Below are 23,283 nucleotides of genomic sequence, written 5' to 3' on the forward strand. Positions count from 1 at the left end.
TGTGACTCCCATTGTCGTTACGCATTAAGCGAAGAGTTGACGCTTAGTTACTGGTTATTATCCATTTGCACTGGTTATCGTCCATTGGCGAGGTGGCATCCATCCACGCCTTCAGTATTATGGACATTCTAACCACTCCTGTGTCGGAACGCATGAAAAGGACCTCTTTATGATTCGCAAGGCCGTACTTCCTGTTGCTGGGTTTGGCACCCGCTGCTTACCGGCTTCGAAGGCTATTCCCAAGGAGATGATTACGATTGTCGATAGGCCGGTTATTCAATATGTGGTCGAAGAAGCCATTGCCGCGGGTATTCGTGAGATTGTGCTGGTCACCAGTAGTAATAAAAGCGCTATTGAAAACCACTTTGACACCCACGCCGAGCTAGAAGCCAGCCTGGAAGCGAAAGGTAAACACGAGCTTTTGGCGATGTTGCGCAATTTGGTGCCTGATGATGTCAGCATTATCAGTATTCGTCAGGGTGTACCGCTGGGGTTAGGCCATGCGGTGCTATGCGCTCGCCCGATCATCGGCGACGACGAACCTTTTGCAGTGCTGCTTCCCGATGTGCTGGTCGACAACAGCGCCAACCAAACGACCGACTTGGCCGGCATGTTGGCAGCTTATGATCAACAGCAAACGGCGCAGCTAATGGTGGAAGAGGTGGCTTGGGAGCAAGTTGAGAAGTATGGCATCGTGGCACCCGCTGGCGATGTGCCTGCACCTAACCAATCGGCAGATCTTGTGGGAATGGTGGAAAAGCCAAAGCGCGATGCAGCGCCTTCAAACCTAGCCGTGATTGGTCGCTACGCGCTGCCAGGCCATATTTTCTCCATTTTAGAAGCCACCAAGCCCGGTGCCGGTGGCGAAATTCAGCTCACTGATGCGCTGGAGACCCTGCGCGAACAGTCGGGGGTGCAGGCATACCGTATGCAGGGCACGACCTACGATTGTGGCCAGCCGCTGGGTTATCTTGAAGCCACACTTGCCTACGCGCGTCGTCACCCCGAGTTTGGTGAGGGTTTCCAAGCCCTGTTATCACGTTACCAACAAGGAGAGTAACCCATGCGGGTGTTGCTTTACGGTAGCGAATTGAGCGCAGCGACGGCCGCCGCTGCGTTGGCCTGGGTCGGGCATCAGGTGCAGTGGTTGCCGCACGCTGACGCCCCCTGGTCAGCACTTTTCCGAGTGGACTGGCTGCGCAGCGAACCTCAGCTGATGGCTCATCTGGAGCAGGGTTTGGCGGATGGGACACTGGAGGTCATTGAGCAGCTTAAAGAGGCGCGCACGCCTGAAGTGATCTGGCTGGCGTTATCTCCTGCGCAGCGTAGTTCAGCCAGTGCGTTGGTTGAAGACCCGCTATTGGTCGATCAGCAGGGCATAGTGCTTATCAATAATTCAACGTTTCCGGTCGGCGAGACCGAGCGCCTGCATGCACTGATGGGCATGCAGCACACCAGCGTGGCACTCCCAGATACGTTGGAAGAGGGGCGGGCGTGGGAGTCGTTTACCCGCCCCACTAGGCGGCTGCTAGGTTGCGATGATGCCACTGGTGAGCAGGTGACCAGGGAACTATTACGCGCCTTTAATCGCCGCAGCGAAGTATTTCAGTGTATGCCGCGCCGCGCTGCAGAGCTCACCAAGCTGGCAATTAACGGCATGCTGGCTACCCGTATCAGTTATATGAATGAAATTGCTGGCTTGGCTGATACCCTGGGGGTGGATGTTGAACATGTCCGCCAGGGAATGGGCGCTGACTCACGGATCGGGTTTGAGTATCTCTACCCCGGATGTGGGTTTGGCGGGCCGAATTTCTCCCGGGATTTGATGCGCTTGGCCGATGTGCAACTGCAAAGTGGTCGCTATTCAGCACTGCTTGAGCAGGTAATGGATATTAACGAGCAGAAGAAAGAGACCCTGTTTCGCAAACTGTGGGCTCACTTTGCAGGTGAGCTGGCGGGTAAAACCGTGGCGATATGGGGTGCGGCGTTTAAGCCCGGCACAGCGCGTATTGACCACGCCCCGGTATTAACGCTGCTTGAGGCTCTTTGGGCGCAAGGAATTAAAGTTCAGCTCCACGACCCAGCAGCAGTGCCAGCTCTTCATGCCTTGGTGGGCGAACGTGACGACCTGCGCACCTATACGCATGATCCTTACCAAGCCTGTGAGGGGGCCGATGTACTGATGCTGGTGACTGAATGGAAAACGTATTGGAACCCGGACTGGCACCGACTCGGCTCGCTTTTAAACGCTAAGCTCGTACTAGACGGACGCAATATTTACGACCCTGAGTTCGTTGCCAGCTGTGGATTAATGTACCGAGGTATTGGCCGCCGTGCCGACCCGAAGACTCTTTGAGGAAATGTCATGCCAGACGCTACCGCATCCTCTCGTATTGTGCCCGATGTGGATCAAAGCTTGACGGCGCAACACTTGCGTCACCGAAAGGGGCCCACGCTATGGCCACTATGGCTATGTTTGCTACTGATCATTGCGCTTATGGGCGCGGCGGCGGCTGGACTTTGGTATGAACGTGAACGACTGCTGGGTGAGCTGCACCGGGTAAGTGGGGAAGTCTCCAATGTGCACGCTCGGTTGGATTCGGATGACACGGATGTACAAGATACGATAACCTTTGTACAAGCTCAGATGTCGACGCTTTTCCAAGAGCAGGAGCAGCTGTCAGTGTCGTTGGCCGCTACTCGGGAAGAGTTGTACGGTTTTCTCACTTCTAGCGAGGATACTGTCTCTAGTGATTCCATCAATACACTGTTGCGGCAGTTGTCTCAACTTAGAGAGCAAGCCGAACTGCGCGACAGTCAATTAATGGCGGTGAGGGAATCTCTTGACGCCTTGGAACAAACGGGTTCCTCGGGTCGTCAAAATCTTGTTGAGGAAGTCTCCCATCTGGAGCAATTGACCGAACGGCGCATCAATGGCCTGGATAGTCAGCTCAACAGTGTCAGTAGCGCTTGGGAAGAGCAGCTATCAGCACAAAGAGCAGCGTTCGAGGCACGCTTTAATGAGCTGGAAACATCCGTTGCAGAGATAGAAGCACCCGCAGATCAAGCAGCCCTGGAAGCATTGGAGCAGGAGTGGTCTCAACGGCTGAATTCGCTGGAAAGCGATGTGCGCCAAGTACGCCAGGCGCAGCTTGCTTTCAGTGCCCAGCTAGAGATGTTGCGTTAATAAGGCGCGACGGAAGTATGAGTGTGATTGCTTAATCTTTAACATGCTAATGCGTTGAAATGCTTAGGCGATGAAGCCGCTGATTTAGGTTGGGATAAAAATGTATGGGAAGACAACGGCGATGGACATCAGCCACAAAGCGCACCGTTACTGTTGTGCTACCGCTGTTATGCGTATCACCTAGCGCATGGGCATTAGAAGCGACTGTCACGGGTGTTACCGATGAGGTCGAAGGCAACATCCAAGCCTACTTACAGAATATCGATGCGGCACAATATACCGAGGTGCGTTTAGAGGGTGAGATCCGCCGACGCACCGAGGAAGCAATGCGTGTTTACGGCTATTACGAACCCGAGATAACCCTTGAGCGCGCCACTGATAAACGTGCGTGGCTGGAAATCGAGCCCGGCCCTCAGGTTGAAATTGAAATTCTGTCAATCAATGTGGAAGGCGATGCGAGTGAAGACCCACCTTTCCAACAGACCGTAGAAGACTTTCCCTTGGAAGAAGGGGATGTGTTGCGGCACGCCCCCTGGGATCGATTAAGCAGCCAGTTTTCTGGGCTGGCTATTGAGCGCGGTTACTTTGACTGGGGGTTTACCGATCGACGCATGGAAGTGCGTCCGTATCTGCAAAGTGCGCGCCTGTATATGGATTTTGACAGTGGCCCACGCTACCAATTTGGTGAATCCTCCATTACCGGAAGCCATATTGAGCTTGATCGATTGCGTCGCATGCAGCCCTTCGAGCCGGGCGACCCCTATTTGGCGCAGACCCTGGCAGACTATAATCGGTCGCTTGCGGAAACCGGCTGGTTTAGCTCGGTCTCGGTGCGTCCGCGCCTTGAGACCGCCCAAGAGTTGGTTATTTCTCCTCCTGGCGGTGGTGCCCCCTGGTGGAGTGAAGCCACCGCCTCTCAGCCGGAGCGCCCGAGAGTCACCAGTGCTGCTTTGGCCAGCGCGCTAAGTCTTAATAAGCCCAGTGATACCCAATTGCCTATCGATGTCAGTGTTGAACCTGCTGATCGCCATCAGTTTGAAGTGGGTATTGGTTACGCCACCGATGTAGGGCCACGGCTGCGCTTTGGTTGGGATCAACCATGGATTAACCGCTTTGGTCATAGCCTTGATCACGACCTCTATTTATCTGCCCCAGAGCAGCGTTTTACCGGGGTATATAATGTGCCACTGGAAGACCCGCTTCGCGACAGCTATCGGCTTCAGTACGGGGTTCGTAATGTCGATGACAGCGACACCAAGTCGTTAGAAGGCACTGTCGAGCTAGCCCGGCGTTGGGAGTTTGATAACGATTGGGTGCAAACGATCTATTTCCGCACTACTTATGAAGACTTTGAACAGGGCGGCGAAGCGGATCAAGTATGGCTGTTTTATCCAGGTATTCAGTGGTCGCGTACGCGGACACGCCCTCAGCGCTTTCCGTTATGGGGTGATCGCCAGCAGCTCTCGTTAGAGTATTCGGATACCGTTTGGGGTTCGGATGCGACATTCGCTCGTATCACGGGGGATACGGAGTGGATCCGCATGATTGGCAACGATAACCGCTTCTTGGCACGTATTAGCTTAGGCGCCATTGAAACCGATGATTTTGCCAAAATACCGCCATCGCTGCGCTTTTTCGCGGGTGGCGACCGCAGTGTGCGTGGTTACTCCTATGAGAGCTTATCTCCCCGCAACGACGAGGGCCGACTGCGAGGTGGGCAGCAAATGCTCACCTCGACCCTGGAGTATCAGCGTCGCGTGACGGGGGATTGGTGGGGGGCCACGTTTATAGATAACGGCGATGCGTTTGATAACTGGGGGCCTAATGATTTGAAAACGGGCGCCGGGGTCGGGGTACGTTGGGTCTCGCCGGTGGGGCCAATTCGTTTTGACATCGCCCACCCTTTTGACCACGAAGACGATTGGCGTTTGCACTTTTCTATCGGACCGGAATTCTAGGAGAGAGACTTGTCTCAGGTTGAACCAGCTGCGTCTGATAAACGCCGTATGTTGTCTCCAAAGTATCGTGCCTGGCTACTGTTCTGGAGCCTTGTGCGTCTTGTCATCGTGTTGCCTATTTGGCTGTTCGGTATTGTGGCGCTGATTGTCGGGGTGGCGTTATCCCCCTGGGGCACTGGGGTGCTGCTCTCGCAGGGGGAGCAGCGTGATTTTTTCTCCTACACGCATCATGAAGGCGGCTTGCTCGACCATTTCCAGCTCGAAGATTTCCAGCTACAGCTAGGCGAAACCCGTATAACCGTGGATGAGTTCGAACTCCAGTGGGCAGATGACTGTGTTCTGTCAGGGCGCCTATGCATCGACACACTGCGTGTGGTGGGCGCCGACATCCAGCTAGGCCCATCCAGTGAGCAAGCGCCACCTCCCGAAGAGGAAGAGAGCCCGCTGGCTATTCGTTTTCCTTTCCCCATCGAACTACGTTCTTTGTTGCTGGACGATGTTAACCTCAGGCTTGCCGATGGTACCGAAGTAGCGTGGCGCTCGTTAAGCTCGGCAGCCACCGCTGAAGGAAACACAGTACGCCTCTCGCCAACCCATTTGGAGCAGCCACGTGTCTATTTGCCACCTTCCCCGGGTGTTCTGCTAACCCAGGGCATTGAAACGCCGCTTTATGCTGAAGCCATCGATGCCGCTATCTTGCTCAACCAACCACCCCAAGAAGCCGTGGCGTCGGTGGAATCACCAGAGCAGCAGCTTGAAGAACGCGAGCCCCTTGAACTACCAGAGATTACGCTACCGGTTGATATCCAGTTACCTGAATTCACGCTCAACGATTTTCGATTGGAAGGGGCTACCGAATACCGCGTCGAGCGACTGCGGCTTGGGTTGTTAACCGAAGGTGATAACGTCGAAGTAACCGAACTTTCCGTTGTTACCCCGGATGCTGAGGCTGAATTAACCGCGAACGCCACTCTAACCGGCAACTACCCACTCGAAGCTCGCTTGGGCGTCAAACTGTTTTTACCTGAGATATACCCTGAGCTAAGTGGCGAAGCTTTAACCTTAACGCTGTCTGGCCCACTGGATGCGCTTGAAGCGCAGTTGGATGCCTCTGGCGCGGTCAATGCGTCCTTGAGGGGGCAAGTCGACGCACTCGCCCCGACGCTGCCGTTTCAACTGCAGCTACAAAGTGACCAAGTTCAGTGGCCGCTGCCTGTCAGCGCAGATGAGAGTAGCAATGAAAGCGTCGATGACAGCACTGAAGAAGAGACAGTCCAAGCCTATATAGTCGATGACCTGGATCTACAGGTAACCGGCAGCCTGAGCGATTATAGTGCTCAATTGGCTCTGGCGGTTGAGGGCCCGAGCCTGCCGCGCACTCAAATTAACGTCACCGGAGAGGGCGATCTCGAGCAGTTTAGCTGGCAACCGCTTATCCTCTCAGTCGACGAAAGCTCCCTGCGCAGCGAAGGGAACATCAGTTGGGTTGCACCGCTACAGGTCAACACCACTATTCGTCTGGATCAGTTTAACCCTGCCCACTTCGTGGATCAGCTTGAGGGTAATTTAAACGGCGATATCGAGCTTACGCTGCGTCAGCAAGAGGATCAGTGGGCGGTTAGCGTGCCCAACTTAGCGATTGACGGTGAACTGCGCGACTACCCGCTAACCCTGCAAGCGGCCTTTGATGCTAACAGCAACCTGGAGCTGGAGATTGACGAGTTGCTGTTTACCCAGGGAGAGAATCGCTTAACAGCAGAGGGGCAAATTAGCGAACAAGCCATGTCGTTAAACGCGGACATTGCACTACGCCAGTTGCAAACGCTATCGCCAGACTTGGCGGGCACTATCGTCGGTACGCTAGAGGCCAGCGGTAGTTTTAATCAACCGCAATTACTCGCCAGTTTACAGGGTGATGGCGTGCGTTTTGGTCAGAATCGTATTGAACGGCTTGTCCTGGATGCTGATGTACAGGGCATTGATGATCCTTCCCTTGACGTACAGCTCGCACTACAAAACGTCAATGCTGGGGGGCAGGCCCTTGCAAATATAGAGGCCAATTTGGCCGGGCGCCTCTCTGAGCATCAGCTTGAACTGACCGCCCAGGGCACAGATAACAGCGCTTTAAGCCGTGCGCTGATTGCCCTGGAAGGCCGCTTTGACCAGCAAGGCCAACTTTACCAAGCCCGCGTAACGCCACTGGAAGTTGATTCTGAGGCGGGGGATATTCGTCTTGAGGCGCCTCTGGACTTGCGCTACAACCTAGCCAATGGTCAGGCGCGCCTATCGCCGTTCTGCCTGCGCCGGGAGCAAGGTGGGCTAGTCTGTTCTGAAGAGGAGATCACTGCCTCTGCGCAACAGGGCAACGCCGTGCTTTCGGTACGTGAAGTGCCAATGGAAATGCTGGAGCCCTTTTTGCCTGAAGAGTGGCAGTTAGAGGGGGATACAACCGCGGATCTTGTTGCCAACTGGCGTCAAGGGGGTGCCCAGTGGCAGGCAGATCTACAAATTCTTAGCGAACTCGCCATTACCGCCGTTAATGATTATGGCCAGCCGGTGCAACTGCCAGAAGTCAGTTTAGACGCTCAGATCGAGGCCAACCAAGCCCAGGCGAATGCCAATGTGTCACTTTCGCTTGCCGAAGCAGGCGATATCAACTTGGATCTAGCGGTTAATGATCCCTTGGGGGCCGGCGCGTTAACTGGCGAGCTGCGTGCAGAAGATGTTTCGCTGCAACCCTATCGACCTATGTTGGTAGGAATGGAGCGACTGGAGGGCGATTTAACGGGCAGCGTCCAAATTACCGGCACCACCGCCGCGCCTGACTTGCAAGGCCAGCTTGGACTGCGCGGCATAGGGGTAAGTGATCCGGATATTCCTGTCGATATTCAGGGTGGCGAACTGGTGGTCTCTTTCGACGGTGAACAGGGGGATATTGACGGCTACTTGGCCGCTGAGCGCGGGCGTTTGGAAATCACCGGTGATGCATATTGGCCAAGCGGTGATGATTGGCGGATTGGCGTCGATCTGAATGCTGTGCAGGAGCCTATCCTGGTCGTTTTGCCCCAGTTTGGACGTCTTGAAGTAGCGCCTGATATCCGTATCCGGGTCACGCCGGAAAGGCTGCAAGTGAGGGGGGATGTGAATTTACCCTGGGCACGGCTTGAAATTGGCGATATGCCCTCATCAGCAGTCACCCCAAGTGGCGATGAAGTGATTATTACCGAGCGCGATGATCGCCAGGCCGAAATTGAGGCTCAGCGAGCGGCTGCCAATGAGGATGATCCAAGTGCCGCGGACGAGCTTGCCGCCACCGGTATGGCCATTGACGTACTGGTGACCTTAACGTTGGGTAGCGATATGCAAATTTCAGCCTACGGCTTGGAATCTGGCTTGGGAGGCGCGCTGGAAATTCGCCAAAGCAGCGGCGCGTTACAGTTATTCGGCGACGTTAATTTGGTCGATGGTCGTTTCCAGGCTTTCGGCCAAGACCTGGTTATCCGCCGCGGTGAACTGCTGTTTAGTGGGCCACCCGGTCTACCTACGCTCGACTTCGAGGCCATTCGCAACCCTGACATTACCGAAGATGACGTTATTGCGGGCTTGCGGGTAACAGGTAGTGCCGAATCTCCGAACGTACTGATCTTTTCTGAACCGGCGATGGATGAATCCCGTGCGCTCTCTTACCTGTTACGGGGTCGCGCACCTGATGCTTCTGGGGGCGGTGTGGATAGCGCACTGACTACCGCGCTGATAGGCATGTCGTTAGGGCGCACCGGTGGGGCGGTTGGTTCCATTGGTGAAGCCTTCGGCATTGATGACTTAACTCTGGACACCACTGGGGCTGGCGATGATAGCCAAGTCGCTGTCAGTGGCCAACTCACCGATGATCTTAGAATTAGTTACGGTGTGGGAATTTTCTCGCCAATTGCCGAACTAACACTACGCTACACGCTGTGGCGTAACCTTTATGTACAGGCCGTCTCGGGTACCAACCAAGCGGTGGACTTAATCTACACCTTTACCCGTTCCGGTAATCCTGAAATCATTAAGCAGCAATAAGTGAGGGTGATATGTCACTATTTTCAAACGCTAGCTCAGGTTCAGGCCGTGTACTGCCTGGACGTGATACGCCCATAGAAACCAGTCAGGTGCATACCATTAATGGGCACTCGATACATCCTCCGTTTCCCGAAGGCCACGAGGAGATCGTGCTAGGCATGGGGTGTTTCTGGGGCGTTGAACGCCTGTTTTGGCAGTTGCCAGGAGTCTATGTCACTGCGGCGGGGTATGCCGGTGGTGAGACACCTAACCCCACCTACGACGAGACATGCACGGGGCGTACTGGCCACACCGAAGTGGTACGGGTGATTTATGACCCACAGCAAGTCGAGCTGGAAACGTTGTTGCAGGTTTTCTGGGAAGGGCACGACCCGACCCAGGGCAATCGCCAGGGGAACGATATTGGCTCGCAGTATCGCTCCGCCATTTTTACCACCAGCCAAGCGCAGCAAACGGTAGCCGAGCAGAGTGCGGCAGCGTACCAACAGGCGCTCGACAAAGCGGGCAGAGGGGCAATCACTACTGAGATTAAGCCGCTAGAAACATTTTATTACGCAGAGGCTTACCATCAGCAGTACCTGGATAAAAACCCTCATGGCTACTGCGGCTTAAAAGGTACGGGTGTCACCTGCCCGATAGGTTAAAACGTGCGCACTAAACCTTTGACTACCGAATCATCGACAGGAAGCCATTATGCAGCAACGCCATTACCTGAAGTGGGCTTCCCCCCGCGGCACGGTAGCCAGCGCTTTAGCATTAATGCTCTGCACGCCGCTGGCTTGGGCAGGCGAGGAAACGAGCGCTCTGGCCATGCCCCAAGCCGTCAGCGACACGCCATTCGCAAGTGAGCGCGAAGCCGTGGTTTGGCGCCGAGAAGAGCTTAAAGATATTGAAAGTCTGGTGCGTCAGCTGCGCTTTGATCTAATCAATAATCAAGATCTTGAGGCTGCAATGCCGCGGTTACTTGAGCTGCAAGAGCGTGCCAGCGCTGATCGTTTGCTACCTGCGTTTATTGAGGGCACCCACGGCAGTGGTTCTGAAGCGCGGGCATCCATATGGGAAGAGTGGGGTGAGTTCGCCGCCGGTTTTAGCGATCTGGAGGATAAAATCGCTAATTTAATTGATGTAGCCGAGCAAGAGGATACTCGAAACACTGCCCGAGCGCTTTCAGAAGTGGGCGCGAGCTGTAAGAGCTGCCATCGTGCCTACCGCTACGACTAAGCGTAGCGGTAGGCATTGGGGGGTGCTTAATCGCCTTGCTGGATGCGGTCAATACGGTAAAGTGTTTCCACTTGTTCTAAACCACTTACGGTGCAGTTAAGATCTTTAACGCGGCCATCGCTTAATCCGTAGACCCAGCCATGTACCGAAATCTGCTGACCTCGCTGCCAAGCGCGCTGCAAAATTTTGGTGCGGCACAAACTGTTTACCTGGGCTTTCACGTTGAGCTCGCACATGCGATCGATTTGATCTTCCAGTGGGAGGTGGTCAAGCGAATTCCTGTGATGGTTGTACTGTTCGCGCACTGAGTGCAGCCAGTAATCCACCACGCCACATTCGCCTCCCATCATGGCGGCCTTAATGCCCCCGCAGCCATAGTGACCGACAATCATGATATGGCTGACTTTAAGAACATCCACCGCGAACTGAACCACCGAGAGGGCGTTCATATCGGTGTGGTGTAGCAAGTTGGCGACGTTGCGGTGTACGAAAACTTCCCCAGGCGGGAGTGCAATAATTTGATTCGCCGGTACTCGGCTGTCGGAGCAGCCAATCCATAAATAATCGGGGTTCTGCTGGTTCGAAAGGCGCTTAAAGTAGTCGGGGTCTTCTTCGCACATACGCTCAGCCCAGGCGCGATTATTGTCGAGTAGCGTCGCAATAGGGTCAGACATAGCGTCTCCAGAAAAGTTAAAGGGCGTTAAGTCGCTGGTAGATAAGCGGGTTATCAAAGCCCTACTCAGGGTGGAATTAGGCCTTGTATAACCTAGGCCAGTACAAAATAGCAGCAGAAGGTTTTAACCTTCCCGGGTAGTCAGGTCAACCACTGCACTTGACCAATGGGCAACCCGATATTGATTCATACGAATTCTAACTCCCCAGGAGCAAATCATGGCAGACGTTTCTGAATACGAATATGACCTTCTGGTTATTGGCGCAGGCTCTGGTGGTGTACGCACCGCGCGTATGGCCGCGGCTACCGGCGCCAAAGTGGCCATTGCCGAAGATCGCTACCTGGGCGGAACCTGTGTCAACGTTGGCTGTGTGCCCAAGAAGCTTTACTCCTACGCTGCCCATTTCCATGACAGTTTTGATGATGCGGCAGGTTTTGGCTGGCAGCTGTCTGGCCCCGCCAGCTTCGATTGGGCCACACTGCGCGACAACAAAATCAGTGAAATCAAACGTCTGAATGGCATTTATCAGCGCATGCTGGAAGGCGCTGGAGTAACGCTCTTCAATGCACGAGCACGCTTGGCCGATGCACACACGGTGACCTTAAGCGGCGAGCATGGCGATATATCGGTGACTGCACAAAAAATCGTTCTGGCTACTGGTGGATGGCCCTGGGTACCCGATTTTCCTGGCAGTGAACACGCACTGGATTCCAATCAGATTTTTGATCTAGATACTTTTCCTAAGCGCTTTTTAGTGCTTGGCGGTGGCTATATTGCGGTGGAATTTTCGAGCATCTTTAATGGTCTGGGCAGCGAGACGCACCTCATCTACCGTGGCGAGCTGTTTTTAAAAGGCTTTGATCAACAGGTTCGCGAGTTCACCTACGCGGAAATGGAAAGAAAGGGAGTCAACCTCCATTTCAACACTAACATCGAGCGTATTGAGCGCAGCCAAGACGGCTACAATGTTCACCTTACCAACGGCAACGTGCTTGAAGTCGATGTGGTGCTCGCAGCCACAGGGCGCAAGGCGAATATCCGTGAGCTAGGGCTTGAAGCGTTGGGCCTATGCCTGGATGAGGCGGGCAAAATCCCCGTAAACGAGCGGTTTGAAACAGCGCTGCCTTCAATTTTAGCCTTGGGCGACCTGACGGCTGGGCCGGAATTAACACCGGTAGCACTGGCTGAGGCGATGCAGCTTGTCGACGCCCACTTTGCCGATACGGTTCCCAAACCGTTGGACTACACTACGATCCCTACCGCCGTTTTTTGCCATCCCAACATCGGTACCGTGGGTCTTTCCGAGGAGGCCGCGCGGGAAAAATTCACCCATATTCGCGTGTATAGCACCGATTTTCGCGCCATGAAGCACACCCTATCGGGTAGCCAAGAGCGCACCTTAATGAAGCTGGTCGTGGACGATGCTACCGATGTGGTCGTAGGGGCCCATATGGTCGGAGATGACGCGGGTGAAATTATTCAGGGAATTGCTATCGCGGTAAGAGCTGGCCTTACCAAGCTGGACTTTGACCGCACCGTAGGCATCCACCCAACGGGGGCCGAGGAGTTCGTCACGCTGCGTACGCTGACACGCAGATAAGCATATTAAAAGTGAAGGCGTGCCCATGGGCGCGCCTTTTTTTGTAGGCTACTTGCACTATTCTAAAAGAGATAGCGGCGAGCGGTGGTTATGCTACTCGATCATAACAAAAAATTATGGAAAGCGAGGTGTAGAATAATATGATTTTTGAATTGCTCATAATCAGCTGTTATAATGAACATCAAATTCGCTACAGCGAAGCATAACTATGAGTACGCCGACACAACCTTTTACCCCCTCTGCTGACCTTGCTAGGCCAACGGTGGCTGATGCTGTTGTGGGTCATGCGGAGATGCCGCTGTTTATTCGCAAACCCAATGCGGATGATGGCTGGGGAGTTTACGAGCTGGTCAAAGCTTGCCCTCCGCTGGATGTGAATTCAGCCTACGCCTACTTGCTACTGGCGACTCAGTTTCGTGATACCTGCGCAGTGGCTACCAATGAAGAGGGCGAAATCGTTGGTTTTGTTTCTGGCTATGTTAAGGATAATGCTCCAGACACCTACTTTTTATGGCAAGTGGCTGTCGGTGAAAAAGCACGTGGTACAGGGCTAGCGCGACGCTTGGTCGAGGCTATTATGTCCCGCCCTGAGCTTGATGATGTGCATCACCTTGAAACCACCATCACCCCTGACAATCTAGCCTCTTGGGGCTTATTCCGTCGCTTGGCGGCACGCTGGCATGCGCCGCTCAATAGCCGCGAATACTTCTCTACCGAACAGCTCGGAGGAGAGCATGACCCGGAAAACCTGGTTCGTATCGGCCCGTTCCAAACAGATCGCATCTAATACGTCGTTTTGCTAGATACACGTATCGGACTTACCGTTTTTCCCGCTCATGTTGCTTCGGGCAAGTAATGCCTAAAGTTAAAATGATCAACCAAGGAGGTCGCTAATGCAGACCCAGACGCTTGAACGCATGGAATCCAATGTACGTACTTATTCTCGTTCGTTTCCGGTGGTATTTACCAAAGCGCAAAATGCGCGCCTAACCGATGAGAATGGCCGTGAGTACATTGATTTCCTCGCCGGCGCGGGCACGCTGAACTACGGCCACAATAATCCGCATATGAAACAGGCGATGATTGATTACCTGTCGACTGACGGTGTTGTTCACGGTTTGGATATGTGGACCAATGCCAAGCGTGATTATCTTGAAACGCTGGAAGAAGTTATTTTCAAGCCACGCGGGCTGGATTATAAAGTGCATCTGCCTGGCCCAACCGGTACCAATGCCGTAGAGGCCGCTATCCGCTTGGCTCGTGTGGCTAAAGGCCGTCACAACATTGTCACCTTCACCAATGGTTTCCACGGCGTCACCATGGGGGCTTTGGCGACCACGGGTAATCGTAAATTCCGTGAAGCCACGGGTGGCATACCCACCCAGGGTGCTAGCTTCCTGCCTTATGATGGCTACATGGGTGAGCATACCGATACGCTGGATTATTTTGAAAAGCTGCTCAGCGACAAATCTGGCGGTTTGGATATTCCAGCGGGTGTCATCATTGAAACCGTGCAAGGCGAGGGCGGTATTAACGTTGCAGGCTTGGAGTGGTTGAAGCGTCTCGAAGGGATCTGCCGTGCCCACGACATTCTGCTGATTATCGATGATATTCAGGCAGGTTGTGGCCGTACAGGTAAGTTCTTTAGCTTCGAACACGCGGGTATTACGCCCGACATTATTACCAACTCGAAATCGCTTTCCGGTTTTGGCCTGCCATTTGCCCATGTTTTGATGCGCCCAGAGCTGGATAAATGGAAACCGGGTCAATATAACGGCACTTTCCGTGGTTTCAGCCTGGCGATGGTGACCGCCACCGCTGCGTTGAAAAAATACTGGACTAATGACACCTTTGAGCGTGATGTTCAGCGCAAAGGGCGTATTGTAGAAGAGCGCTTCCAGAAGTTAGCAGCGCTGTTAACGGAGCACGGCATGCCTGCCACTGAACGTGGTCGTGGCTTGATGCGCGGTATTGACGTTGTGTCGGGTGATATTGCCGATAAAATTACCAGTAAAGCCTTTGAGCATGGTCTGGTAATTGAAACCAGTGGTCAGGATGGTGAAGTGGTTAAGTGCCTATGCCCGCTAACCATTAGCGATGATGACCTGCTGGAAGGTTTGGATATTCTCGAAATGTGCGTTAAAGCTGTTGCTAGCGAATAACCTGGCGGTAGTATTAAGCGTTACGCTGAAGCAGTAGCTCACAGTTTTTAGTTAGGGATATAGCGGCTGGTAGTCGCCAGTCGTTTTGCAACGGAGTACTCCTATGATCGTTCGTAATCTTGATGAAGCGCGTAAAACAGATCGCCTAGTGACCGCTGAAAATGGTAACTGGGACAGCACGCGCCTTGTTCTGGCCAACGATAATGCAGGTTTTTCGTTCCATATTACCCGCATTTTTCCAGGCACCGAGACACATATCCATTACAAAAATCACTACGAAGCAGTGTTTTGCTACGAAGGTGAAGGCGAAGTTGAAACCCTGGCTGACGGTAAAATCTGGCCGATCAAAGCAGGCGACATTTATCTACTCGACCAGCATGATGAACACTTGCTGCGTGGCAAAGAGAAGGGCATGACGGTTGCCTGCGTCTTTACTCCACCGATCACAGGTAATGAAGTTCACCAGGAAGATGGCTCGTACGCAGCCCCAGAGTAAATCGTGCTAGCGTGAGATAGACTACGTGATAGATCAGAAGGCAGCCTGCTAAATATGCGGGCTGCCTTTTTTGAAATGGACGAGCGCAATTTTACCCATAGCGGCCTCACTGGTTCGCTTAATACATATTATGTTAAATTAGATAAAATAGGTGCTCCAAAAGCGATGATGGCGTTGGACACTAGACCCCCATCTCCTTATCATTCCCCAACCTATTGTCCAAGGATATCTCTCGTTATGCGCCCAGGTGTTTTGTGGCTTATCGCTGGCTTGTCGCTTTCGATCGCAGGCTGTGCAGCAACCCAGCCGGAAACGAATCAACCGCCCCCTTTAAGCGAAGCCTCATTCAATTCTCGTATCCTGGAGTTAGAGAGCCAGCTAACGCAACAATGTGACACCCGCATTAATTTGCAGCAACGCCAGCTTGATCACCAGCAGGCATTGACCGCTGATATGCGTGAAGTGGGCAGTTTATTGCGTTACCTCCGCCAAGACGTACAGCAATTGGAAGCTCGCGGTGAAGAGCCGGTCATCATACGTGAAGAGTGTGAGATTGATGAGAGCTTGACCACTAAAACGTTACTGGGCCGCAGCGAATGGGTTGGCTTACCAAGCCTTGGCACCTACCTCAAAGCGCGAGTCGATTCAGGAGCCAACACCTCGTCCCTTTCTGCTGCCGAGATCACTCGCTTCGAGCGTGACGGTGAAGATTGGGTGCGCTTCAAGTTGGCGCTGAACGGCGACGACGTGGCGGTTGAGTCGCAGCGCGATGAGTGGGTTGAAGCGCCTATCGTGCGCCGAGTGCGCATTGTTCAAGCCTCTGGCGAAGAGTCACGCCCCGTCATTTCTCTGTTAATGACTCTAGGGCCGATTCGTGAAAATGTCGAATTTACCCTCAATGACCGCTCTCATCTTGATTATCCAGTGCTGCTAGGACGGCGCTTTTTGATGGATATTGCGGTAATTGATGTAGCCGATACTTACTTGCATGAGCGCCCCGAATTTCCTGGTGGCGAACCAGCGGATCAAGCTGCTGAAGATGAAGCAGTTGACGAAGACGATAGCGAAGAGTAACCGCTCTGACGCTTCACGAGGAAAGGAATCTCCATGTCACGGTTAATGTTCTATATTATTGTCGGCCTTTTGCTAGTCGCGGGCGTAGCGACCAGCGTGCACCGCCATGTGCAGTTTGAAATTCCATGGTTGCCTGGTGAACAGCGCCAGGTGTGGGAGATTGAGGCGGGCATTACCTTTAATGCTCAGGACGGCCCCGTCCAGGTCGACTTGGCGTTGCCTTCCCATCAGGCAGGCTACCGTGTACTGACTGAAAACACCGCATCATCAGGGTATGGGCTTGCTTATCAGGCGGATGATTTAGGCCGCACCGCCCGCTGGACTATTCGTGAAGCAGTGGGTAGTCAAACATTATACTACTCGGTTCAGATGCTGGTATCTCAAGATGCTCGCTCGCCGGTGCAGACACCCCCTGAAATCCCCGTCACAACGCCTTGGGAAAGCCCCTATGACACTGCGGCTAATCAGCTTATCGAACAAGCCTGGGCGCGCAGTGCCAATAACGCCACCTTCGCCCGTGAGTTAATACGTGATATTAACGGCGAGCGTCAATCTGAAAATGCCCGTCTGCTGCTGACGCAAGAGAATCCGGCGGCCTTGGTGGTGCGGTTGCTAAACCAGGCAGGCGTATTAGCGCGTGAAGTGAGCGGCCTGCTTCTGGAAGATGGTCGTCGTCGCCAAACGCTTAGCAGCTGGATTCAGGTGTTTAACGAGTCAGGTGAAGAATGGTCAATTTTCCATCCACTGACGGGTGAGCAAGGTAAGCCTGACAACCTGCTGCTATGGGAAACCGGTGGTCGAGCGGTATTAGAAGTTCAGGGCGGCACCAACTCACGGGTTTCTTTCTCAATGATGACCCATGACCAGCCTGCTTCGGCGGCGGTGCGCAACCACTACTCTGAAGATACGCTACTGAATTTCTCCATTCACAGCCTGCCACTGGAGGAGCAAGCGCTATTCCAAACTATCTTGCTGATTCCCATTGGTGCGTTAATGGTGGTGTTTTTGCGTGTGCTGGTGGGCATCAAAACGTCCGGTACCTTTATGCCGGTGCTGATCGCCCTCGCCTTCATTCAAACCACCCTTCCTACGGGTTTGATTGGCTTCCTGCTTATCGTTGCCGTCGGTCTGATTATTCGTAACTATCTCTCCTACTTGAATTTATTACTGGTGGCCAGGGTCTCGGCGGTGATCATAACGGTGATTGCGATTATCTCGATCTTCACCGTATTGGCCTACCGCATGGGGCTCAGTGCTGGCTTAACGATCACCTTCTTCCCGATGATCATCCTGGCCTGGACCATCGAGCGGATGTCGATACTTTGGGAAGAGGAAGGCCCTAAGCAGGTGCTAATCCAAGGCGGCGGCAGTTTGATCACGGCTATCCTTGCCTACCTGGCGATGAATAATCCCTGGGTACGTCATATCACCTTCAACTTCCTGGGCGTTCAGTTGATATTGATGGCGTTGATCTTGCTGCTGGGCAATTACACCGGCTACCGTTTATTGGAGCTGCGTCGCTTCAAGCCGATCACTGACGATGAGAAGCCCTCATGAGTTGGCTGAAGAATTGGACGTGGCCCACGCACTTGCGGGATAAAGGTATTATCGGCATGAATCGGCGTAATATTCGCTACATTGGCCGATATAATAGCCGCCGTCTCTATCCCCTTGTCGATGACAAGCTTAAAACCAAACTACTGGCTCAGCAGTATGGGATTACCACGCCCGAGCTGATTGGCACCGTAACAACCCAATTTGGCGTTAAGCATATTGGCGCCATGCTCACGGGGCACGCGGGCTTCGTCATCAAGCCTGCTAAGGGAAGCGGCGGTAAGGGCATCCTGGTGATTGAAAAGGTCGAAGATAACGCCTTTATCAAGCCTAGTGGTACCACGCTCTCTCTTACCGACGTTGAGCGACATGTGTCGAATATTCTGTCAGGGCTCTACTCATTGGGCGGCTCGCCTGATGTGGCGGTGATTGAAACACTGATTAATTTCGATGAAAGCCTGATGGATTACACCTATGAAGGTGTTCCTGATATCCGGGTTATCGTCTTCAAGGGCTACCCGGTGATGGCCATGATGCGCCTTTCCACCGCAGCATCCGACGGCAAAGCAAACCTGCACCAAGGGGCGGTAGGCGTTGGCTTGAACATCGCTACCGGGGCTGCCCTGCGCGCCGTTCAGTTTGACCGCCCTTGCTTTAGTCATCCGGACACGGGGCACGATCTGGCAAGTTTGGTCGTTCCCCAGTGGGAAACGCTGCTTAACTTAGCGGCGGGTTGTTATGAAATGACCGGTCTAGGTTACCTGGGTACTGATATGGTGCTGGATCGTAAATACGGGCCGATGTTGCTTGAGCTCAACGCCAGGCCTGGCTTGGCTATTCAAATGACCAATGGTGAAGGTTTGCGCCGTCGCCTCGATCTGATTGAACGTCAACCCGATGGCGTGCCCGCTAAACAACGGGTAGCTTTTGCCCAGCACCATTTTGCGCGACAAAGTGAGCTGGTAGACAGCGAATCGGTAGAAAGCTCTGACACCGCTTCCACCGGCGCGTAGACTACTAACGAGAGCCTAGGCTAACAACGTTCAACGAGTTGCCCATGACCCAAGCGAGTACACTACTACAGCAGGCGGAGTCTCAGTGCCATATCCGCGGCGTCCGCTTCACCCCTATTCGCCGACGCGTGCTGGAGATGATCGCCGAAAATGGCGGCGGGCTAAAAGCCTATGACCTGCTCGATAAGCTCTCTACTGAGCATGCGGCTGCCCGCCCCCCGACGGTTTATCGGGCGCTTGAGTTCTTGATTGATCAAGGCTTGGTGCATCGCATTGAGTCACAGAACTCCTACGTGGCCTGCGCTTGCCCAGAGCATGCGCATGGTTTTCAACTACTGATTTGCCGTCACTGCGGCTATGTCGAAGAGCTGCACTTGGACGAGATAAGCGATCAACTGGCGGCGCTGGCAAAACGCCAGGGCTTTAACGTTGAGCGCCAAACCATTGAGCTTCAAGGGCTTTGTCAGGACTGCCGAACAGTTAGCGAGTAAATTTATGTCCCGTTTTGATCACGTCGCGTCGGATGCTCTGTTTAAGCAACTCGAGCGTGCTGCCCCAGAAGATAGTCTTCCCGCTGTGGCCACTTTGCTAGCCGCGGTGCGTTTTAATGCTGATGGTTTGATCCCTGCCATTGCTCAGCAGCACGATACTAACGAAGTGTTGATGATGGCCTGGATGAACCGTGAGGCGCTGGAAGAGACGTTAACCACCCAGCGTGTTTGCTACTATTCGCGCTCGCGGGGAAAACTGTGGCGCAAGGGTGAGTCATCGGGCCAGCAGCAGCAGCTTGTTTCTGCTGCGTTGGATTGCGATGGTGATACGCTGTTGTTGCAAGTTGAACAAACAGGCCCTGCTTGCCACACCGGGCGGCGCAGCTGTTTCTATATTGCCGTGGATGGAGAGCAGGCCTCAATTACCAGCAATCCGCTGATTGATCCTGACGACCTGTACGGCAAAAAAACCTAGTTCTGCCTATGCAAGCTATGACTCGGTTAATATCAGCCCTGCGCTCAGGCCCGCGTTGGGTATTGATGAAGGTGATGATTGGCTGCGTTAGAGTCTATCAATATACGCTCAGCCCCCTTTTAGGCCCGCGCTGCCGCTTCTGGCCGAGCTGTTCGTCCTACACGATTGAAGCGATTCAGGTGCATGGGCCCATCAAGGGCGGCTGGATGGCCGTTAAGCGGATCGTTAAGTGCCACCCGGGCAATCCTGGCGGTATGGATCCGGTGCCCGGTGGCCGCAGCGAACAGCTTTGCCGCGAGGATGACGAAAAGGGATCGTCGCCCTCTTGCTGTGACCATCACCCTCGCTAGCTTGTTTCCTACTTCTGCTGCGCTACCGCGTAGATCTTCTCCAGCATGGCATGCAGGCCGTTGCTGCGCGTAGGCGAAAGGTGCTTATCCAATCCCAGATCCGCTAAAAAGTGTGGCTCGGTAGCACGAATCTCAGCGGCGGTGCGTTCGCTGTAAATGCGCAGCAATACGGCAATCAGGCCGGATACGATGGCGGCATCGGAGGTCGCTTTGAACACCAGCTTATCGCCCTCCTCATCATGGCGCATCCACACGTTTGACTGGCAGCCCTGTATCTTAAACTCTTCTAGCTTCCACTCTTCTGGGAAGTCAGGTAATTGCTTACCCATATCGATAATGTACTGGTAGCGATCCATCCAGTTATCAAATATTTCGAAATCTTCGATTAGCTCTTGCTGGGCCTGTTCGGCGCCGGAAGTGCTCATGCTATTTCCTTCTCTATTGGAATTGGCTGAATATTGGCGACTGACATTTTGCGTCATAGGGTTACTCATTGTGGCCATTATAACGGCTCGAAGGTGTCTTGAGGGAGGTTGTGTCGGAAACAGTCAATCGATGTCGCTGCTGTTCAAGATGCCACTCGTTGTCTTCGCTATGGAGATAGCGTGAGGTGGTGTCTAGGCGCGCGTGTCGAGCGCTTTCGGCCAGATGGCGCAGACTAATGCCCGATTGAGCCTGATGGGTGATCGATGTGTGCCGTAACCAGTGCGGCGTTGCCAGATTAAGCGCGGTCACATGTTCCGGTGCTCCGTCGATATCTTCAAGTGCTTGTGCCGCCTGCTGAAACGTTGCGCGAATAAGCCGATAAAGCTGGTTATGGCCCAGGCCACGCTGTCCATCCAGAGCGCGAAGCACCGGTGCTTCAGCTTCAAACTGCTCAGGGTATTCAGGCAATCCCAGCGTATGGCGCCACTGGCGCAAACAATCAAGCATATCGTCAGGCAACGGAATGCGCGCCATCTTGTTTCCCTTGCCCACCACATGCCACCACCAGCGCCCTTCGCTGCGCTGGAAATCCCCCATACGTGCATCGGCCATCTCGCTGATGCGCGGTGCCAGCAAATAGGCAAAGCCAAAGATAAAGCGCCGTCGTGAATGTTCAAAACGGGCACGACTGCCCTCCCCAGCCTCTAACGGGCTATTCAGCCACTCCCACAGCCACGCCCACAAATCACTTTCCAAATAGCGCTCAACACGCGGCGTTTGATTATTCAGGCGCCGCGATTTATCGCGCATCAAGCGAAACGGATTGTGGTTAACCCAGCCTGCTTCTACCAGCCAGGCAAACATCCCTTGCAGTATCACCAGGCTTTGGCGTTGGCTGGCGGGTGATAAACCGCCACGAAATGGCCGCCACGACGGGTGCGCGCGGGGTTTGGAGGGCCCTACCCATTGCTCGCTTGGCTGTGGGTCGGCGAGAAAGGCTTCAAAGCGGCGCAGGTTTTCGCGGTTGATATCGGCCAGCGTGTGCCCTTGGCTGGCGAGCCAGAGCAGCAGCCGCTCCGCTTCGCGACGGTACGCTTTCCAGGTTTGTGGGCTATCCACGTACTCTTCAAGCCATGCGGTCACTGCCTGGGCATCGTTTTGGGCGCTAATACGTCCGCCATTTGGCGAATCTTTCAATACCTGTAGTTGACCAGTGGGTGTAATAACCTCGTTCGCCATGCCCGTCGCCACTCTCTTCTTTTTAGCCGATGTTTATATTATCTGGCCTTAAGTGTGCTCCTGTAGCCCTATAAGTTCAAGATAATACGGGTAATCTTGAATTTATGTGAATTATCATAAATAAAATTACGTATTACATGATACGTAATTATTGCCTTTTATACGACAAGTCCCGACAATGGTGGTTACAGAAGCTCTCAAGGAAGGATCATTTCATGGCCCGCAACGGCATTCAGTACAGCGATGTTCAACAAGCCATTGATGCCCTGTTGGCCCGGGGCGACACGCCCAGCGTGCAGCGTATTCGCGATGTGCTGGGCACCGGCAGCTTCACGACGATTAGTGATCACTTCCGCTTGTGGCGCAGTGAGCGGGAGCAAAATCGCGACGTGCCGCCGCCCAAGGGTGTGCCGGAAGTCGTGGTGACCATGGCCAGCGAGCTATGGCGCGAGGCCCAGGAGGTAGCGAATCAAACGCTGCTTCACTATCGCGAAGATGCCAATCGCCAGGTTGCAGATGCACAGCAGCTCGCAGAAGATGCAAAACAGCAGGCCGCTAACGCCGAGCAACGCGAAAGCGCCCTCGCCGAGCACTTGCGTCATATGGAGCAGCGCATGGAGGCGTTAAACCGGGAATTGGCTGCTAGCCAAACCAACGAACATCACTGGCATCAAAAAGCTGAAACAGCGCAAGAAGAAGTAACTCAACTGAAGCAGGTACAGCAGCAGCTAGAGAACCAGTCAGATGCACAGCGCGATGCGCATAGCAATGCCCTCAGCGAGCAGCAGGTAGCGTGGGAGCAGCGTTTAGCACAAGAGGAGCAGCGCCATGAGGCGGCCGAAGGAAGGCTGATGGCGATGCTGGATAGCGCTCAGCAGACGCGTGCCCAGGAAGAGAAGACTTTCCAAAAACGTCTGCAGCAGTCTGAGCAGCGTATTGAGACATTGAGTCAGGAGCTAAAGACAAAGCAGCAGGCCCTGCATCAACTACAGCTGGAAGCCAGTGAGCGCGAGCAACAGCTAAGTGAGCAGAAACAGCAAATGACGGCATTGGAGAAGCAAGAGAAAGCGCTGACCCAGCAGCTAGATGAGGCCAAAGCCGCGCTAAACAGACAATCTCAGCAGCATGCCGAGCGCGAAGCTGCGCTACAGCAAGCGTGGCAAGAGAAGCTTTGGAGCCGTATGGAAGCGCTGCAAACACAGCTAACGGCACTCCCCGATGCGCTTTCAAGCCAGAGTAGTAAGGACAATACTAGGAAAGACGCTAGAGACAATGCCAGGGATAATGAGCAAGAACAGTGA

The 23,283-nt window shown here is 53.9% G+C and carries 21 protein-coding genes; 18 read left to right on the forward strand and 3 right to left on the reverse strand.

The window, feature by feature from the left end:
- The first annotated feature begins 169 nt into the window (after positions 1 to 169).
- The 7 genes from galU to E0L35_RS18185 all read left to right on the forward strand — a co-directional run bounded on the left by galU (position 170) and on the right by E0L35_RS18185 (position 10,428).
- Positions 170 to 1,060, forward strand: coding sequence for a UTP--glucose-1-phosphate uridylyltransferase GalU (gene galU, locus E0L35_RS18155; RefSeq protein WP_022523480.1), 891 nt, complete (start codon positions 170 to 172; stop codon positions 1,058 to 1,060).
- Positions 1,061 to 1,063: 3 nt separating this feature from the next.
- Complete coding sequence (locus E0L35_RS18160) at positions 1,064 to 2,356, forward strand: nucleotide sugar dehydrogenase (RefSeq protein WP_138801039.1); 1,293 nt, start codon at positions 1,064 to 1,066, stop codon at positions 2,354 to 2,356.
- Positions 2,357 to 2,365: 9 nt separating this feature from the next.
- Positions 2,366 to 3,187 (forward strand): hypothetical protein, encoded by an 822-nt coding sequence (locus E0L35_RS18165; RefSeq protein WP_022523478.1) that lies wholly within the window; start codon positions 2,366 to 2,368, stop codon positions 3,185 to 3,187.
- A 104-nt stretch (positions 3,188 to 3,291) separates the two neighbouring features.
- A complete protein-coding gene (locus E0L35_RS18170; protein ID WP_138801040.1) occupies positions 3,292 to 5,145 on the forward strand; it encodes an autotransporter assembly complex family protein in 1,854 nt (617 codons plus the stop codon).
- Positions 5,146 to 5,154: 9 nt separating this feature from the next.
- Positions 5,155 to 9,207 (forward strand): translocation/assembly module TamB domain-containing protein, encoded by a 4,053-nt coding sequence (locus tag E0L35_RS18175; protein ID WP_138801041.1) that lies wholly within the window; start codon positions 5,155 to 5,157, stop codon positions 9,205 to 9,207.
- Between the two features lie 11 nt (positions 9,208 to 9,218).
- Positions 9,219 to 9,851 carry a peptide-methionine (S)-S-oxide reductase MsrA gene (gene msrA / locus E0L35_RS18180; protein ID WP_022523474.1) on the forward strand — a complete coding sequence of 211 codons (633 nt, stop codon included), beginning with the start codon at positions 9,219 to 9,221 and terminating at the stop codon, positions 9,849 to 9,851.
- A 49-nt stretch (positions 9,852 to 9,900) separates the two neighbouring features.
- Entirely contained in the window at positions 9,901 to 10,428 is a 528-nt protein-coding gene (locus E0L35_RS18185; RefSeq protein WP_138801042.1) for a cytochrome c, read from the forward strand.
- 26 nt (positions 10,429 to 10,454) lie between these two features.
- On the opposite strand, the gene can is transcribed toward E0L35_RS18185, so the two are convergent.
- Positions 10,455 to 11,102, reverse strand: coding sequence for a carbonate dehydratase (gene can, locus E0L35_RS18190; RefSeq protein ID WP_022523472.1), 648 nt, complete (start codon positions 11,100 to 11,102; stop codon positions 10,455 to 10,457).
- Between the two features lie 217 nt (positions 11,103 to 11,319).
- On the opposite strand from can, the gene gorA reads away from it, so the two are divergent.
- The 10 genes from gorA to yidD all read left to right on the forward strand — a co-directional run bounded on the left by gorA (position 11,320) and on the right by yidD (position 20,317).
- Positions 11,320 to 12,702, forward strand: coding sequence for a glutathione-disulfide reductase (gorA, locus tag E0L35_RS18195; RefSeq protein ID WP_138801043.1), 1,383 nt, complete (start codon positions 11,320 to 11,322; stop codon positions 12,700 to 12,702).
- Between the two features lie 208 nt (positions 12,703 to 12,910).
- Positions 12,911 to 13,489: a diaminobutyrate acetyltransferase gene (gene ectA, locus E0L35_RS18200; RefSeq protein WP_009286706.1), complete on the forward strand. Its 579-nt coding sequence runs from the start codon at positions 12,911 to 12,913 to the stop codon at positions 13,487 to 13,489.
- Positions 13,490 to 13,595: 106 nt separating this feature from the next.
- Positions 13,596 to 14,864 carry a diaminobutyrate--2-oxoglutarate transaminase gene (gene ectB, locus E0L35_RS18205; protein ID WP_022523471.1) on the forward strand — a complete coding sequence of 423 codons (1,269 nt, stop codon included), beginning with the start codon at positions 13,596 to 13,598 and terminating at the stop codon, positions 14,862 to 14,864.
- A gap of 103 nt (positions 14,865 to 14,967) precedes the next feature.
- Positions 14,968 to 15,360, forward strand: a complete 393-nt coding sequence (locus E0L35_RS18210) for an ectoine synthase (RefSeq protein WP_022523470.1) — start codon at positions 14,968 to 14,970, stop codon at positions 15,358 to 15,360.
- Between the two features lie 237 nt (positions 15,361 to 15,597).
- Complete coding sequence (locus E0L35_RS18215; protein WP_138801044.1) at positions 15,598 to 16,434, forward strand: ATP-dependent zinc protease; 837 nt, start codon at positions 15,598 to 15,600, stop codon at positions 16,432 to 16,434.
- A gap of 33 nt (positions 16,435 to 16,467) precedes the next feature.
- Positions 16,468 to 17,991 (forward strand): inactive transglutaminase family protein, encoded by a 1,524-nt coding sequence (locus E0L35_RS18220; protein WP_009286710.1) that lies wholly within the window; start codon positions 16,468 to 16,470, stop codon positions 17,989 to 17,991.
- Positions 17,988 to 19,001, forward strand: a complete 1,014-nt coding sequence (locus E0L35_RS18225) for an alpha-L-glutamate ligase-like protein (protein WP_138801045.1) — start codon at positions 17,988 to 17,990, stop codon at positions 18,999 to 19,001. The genes E0L35_RS18220 and E0L35_RS18225 overlap by 4 nt, the downstream gene beginning before the upstream one ends.
- 44 nt (positions 19,002 to 19,045) lie before the next feature.
- Entirely contained in the window at positions 19,046 to 19,492 is a 447-nt protein-coding gene (locus E0L35_RS18230; RefSeq protein ID WP_027959426.1) for a transcriptional repressor, read from the forward strand.
- A 4-nt stretch (positions 19,493 to 19,496) separates the two neighbouring features.
- Positions 19,497 to 19,967, forward strand: coding sequence for a phosphoribosyl-AMP cyclohydrolase (gene hisI / locus E0L35_RS18235; RefSeq protein WP_138801046.1), 471 nt, complete (start codon positions 19,497 to 19,499; stop codon positions 19,965 to 19,967).
- A gap of 17 nt (positions 19,968 to 19,984) precedes the next feature.
- Positions 19,985 to 20,317: a membrane protein insertion efficiency factor YidD gene (gene yidD, locus E0L35_RS18240; protein WP_138801059.1), complete on the forward strand. Its 333-nt coding sequence runs from the start codon at positions 19,985 to 19,987 to the stop codon at positions 20,315 to 20,317.
- Between the two features lie 8 nt (positions 20,318 to 20,325).
- Here the strand turns inward: yidD and E0L35_RS18245 are convergent, their stop codons facing one another.
- The gene (locus tag E0L35_RS18245) at positions 20,326 to 20,742 is read right to left on the reverse strand and encodes a SufE family protein (protein WP_138801047.1); all 417 of its coding nucleotides are present in this window, start codon (positions 20,740 to 20,742) and stop codon (positions 20,326 to 20,328) included.
- 61 nt (positions 20,743 to 20,803) lie between these two features.
- On the reverse strand, positions 20,804 to 21,982 hold the full coding sequence (locus E0L35_RS18250; RefSeq protein ID WP_249362157.1) for a site-specific integrase: 1,179 nt from the start codon (positions 21,980 to 21,982) through the stop codon (positions 20,804 to 20,806).
- Positions 21,983 to 22,197: 215 nt separating this feature from the next.
- Here E0L35_RS18250 and E0L35_RS18255 point away from each other — a divergent pair, with 215 nt between their 5' ends.
- Positions 22,198 to 23,283: a DNA-binding protein gene (locus E0L35_RS18255; protein WP_138801049.1), complete on the forward strand. Its 1,086-nt coding sequence runs from the start codon at positions 22,198 to 22,200 to the stop codon at positions 23,281 to 23,283.

This window comes from Halomonas sp. ATBC28 (assembly GCF_005937175.1).
GTDB lineage: Bacteria > Pseudomonadota > Gammaproteobacteria > Pseudomonadales > Halomonadaceae > Vreelandella > Vreelandella titanicae.

Bases quoted from the DNA above. Each gene is read 5' to 3' on its own strand.
- E0L35_RS18215 (WP_138801044.1), top strand. From the start codon at position 15,598: ATGCGCCCAGGTGTTTTGTGGCTTATCGCTGGCTTGTCGCTTTCGATC.
- ectA (WP_009286706.1), top strand. From the start codon at position 12,911: ATGAGTACGCCGACACAACCTTTTACCCCCTCTGCTGACCTTGCTAGG.
- msrA (WP_022523474.1), top strand. From the start codon at position 9,219: ATGTCACTATTTTCAAACGCTAGCTCAGGTTCAGGCCGTGTACTGCCT.
- ectB (WP_022523471.1), top strand. From the start codon at position 13,596: ATGCAGACCCAGACGCTTGAACGCATGGAATCCAATGTACGTACTTAT.
- E0L35_RS18245 (WP_138801047.1), bottom strand. From the start codon at position 20,742: ATGAGCACTTCCGGCGCCGAACAGGCCCAGCAAGAGCTAATCGAAGAT.
- E0L35_RS18250 (WP_249362157.1), bottom strand. From the start codon at position 21,982: ATGGCGAACGAGGTTATTACACCCACTGGTCAACTACAGGTATTGAAA.
- yidD (WP_138801059.1), top strand. From the start codon at position 19,985: ATGACTCGGTTAATATCAGCCCTGCGCTCAGGCCCGCGTTGGGTATTG.
- E0L35_RS18225 (WP_138801045.1), top strand. From the start codon at position 17,988: ATGAGTTGGCTGAAGAATTGGACGTGGCCCACGCACTTGCGGGATAAA.
- E0L35_RS18230 (WP_027959426.1), top strand. From the start codon at position 19,046: ATGACCCAAGCGAGTACACTACTACAGCAGGCGGAGTCTCAGTGCCAT.
- gorA (WP_138801043.1), top strand. From the start codon at position 11,320: ATGGCAGACGTTTCTGAATACGAATATGACCTTCTGGTTATTGGCGCA.
- can (WP_022523472.1), bottom strand. From the start codon at position 11,102: ATGTCTGACCCTATTGCGACGCTACTCGACAATAATCGCGCCTGGGCT.
- E0L35_RS18255 (WP_138801049.1), top strand. From the start codon at position 22,198: ATGGCCCGCAACGGCATTCAGTACAGCGATGTTCAACAAGCCATTGAT.
- E0L35_RS18165 (WP_022523478.1), top strand. From the start codon at position 2,366: ATGCCAGACGCTACCGCATCCTCTCGTATTGTGCCCGATGTGGATCAA.
- galU (WP_022523480.1), top strand. From the start codon at position 170: ATGATTCGCAAGGCCGTACTTCCTGTTGCTGGGTTTGGCACCCGCTGC.
- hisI (WP_138801046.1), top strand. From the start codon at position 19,497: ATGTCCCGTTTTGATCACGTCGCGTCGGATGCTCTGTTTAAGCAACTC.
- E0L35_RS18220 (WP_009286710.1), top strand. From the start codon at position 16,468: ATGTCACGGTTAATGTTCTATATTATTGTCGGCCTTTTGCTAGTCGCG.
- E0L35_RS18185 (WP_138801042.1), top strand. From the start codon at position 9,901: ATGCAGCAACGCCATTACCTGAAGTGGGCTTCCCCCCGCGGCACGGTA.
- E0L35_RS18170 (WP_138801040.1), top strand. From the start codon at position 3,292: ATGGGAAGACAACGGCGATGGACATCAGCCACAAAGCGCACCGTTACT.
- E0L35_RS18210 (WP_022523470.1), top strand. From the start codon at position 14,968: ATGATCGTTCGTAATCTTGATGAAGCGCGTAAAACAGATCGCCTAGTG.
- E0L35_RS18160 (WP_138801039.1), top strand. From the start codon at position 1,064: ATGCGGGTGTTGCTTTACGGTAGCGAATTGAGCGCAGCGACGGCCGCC.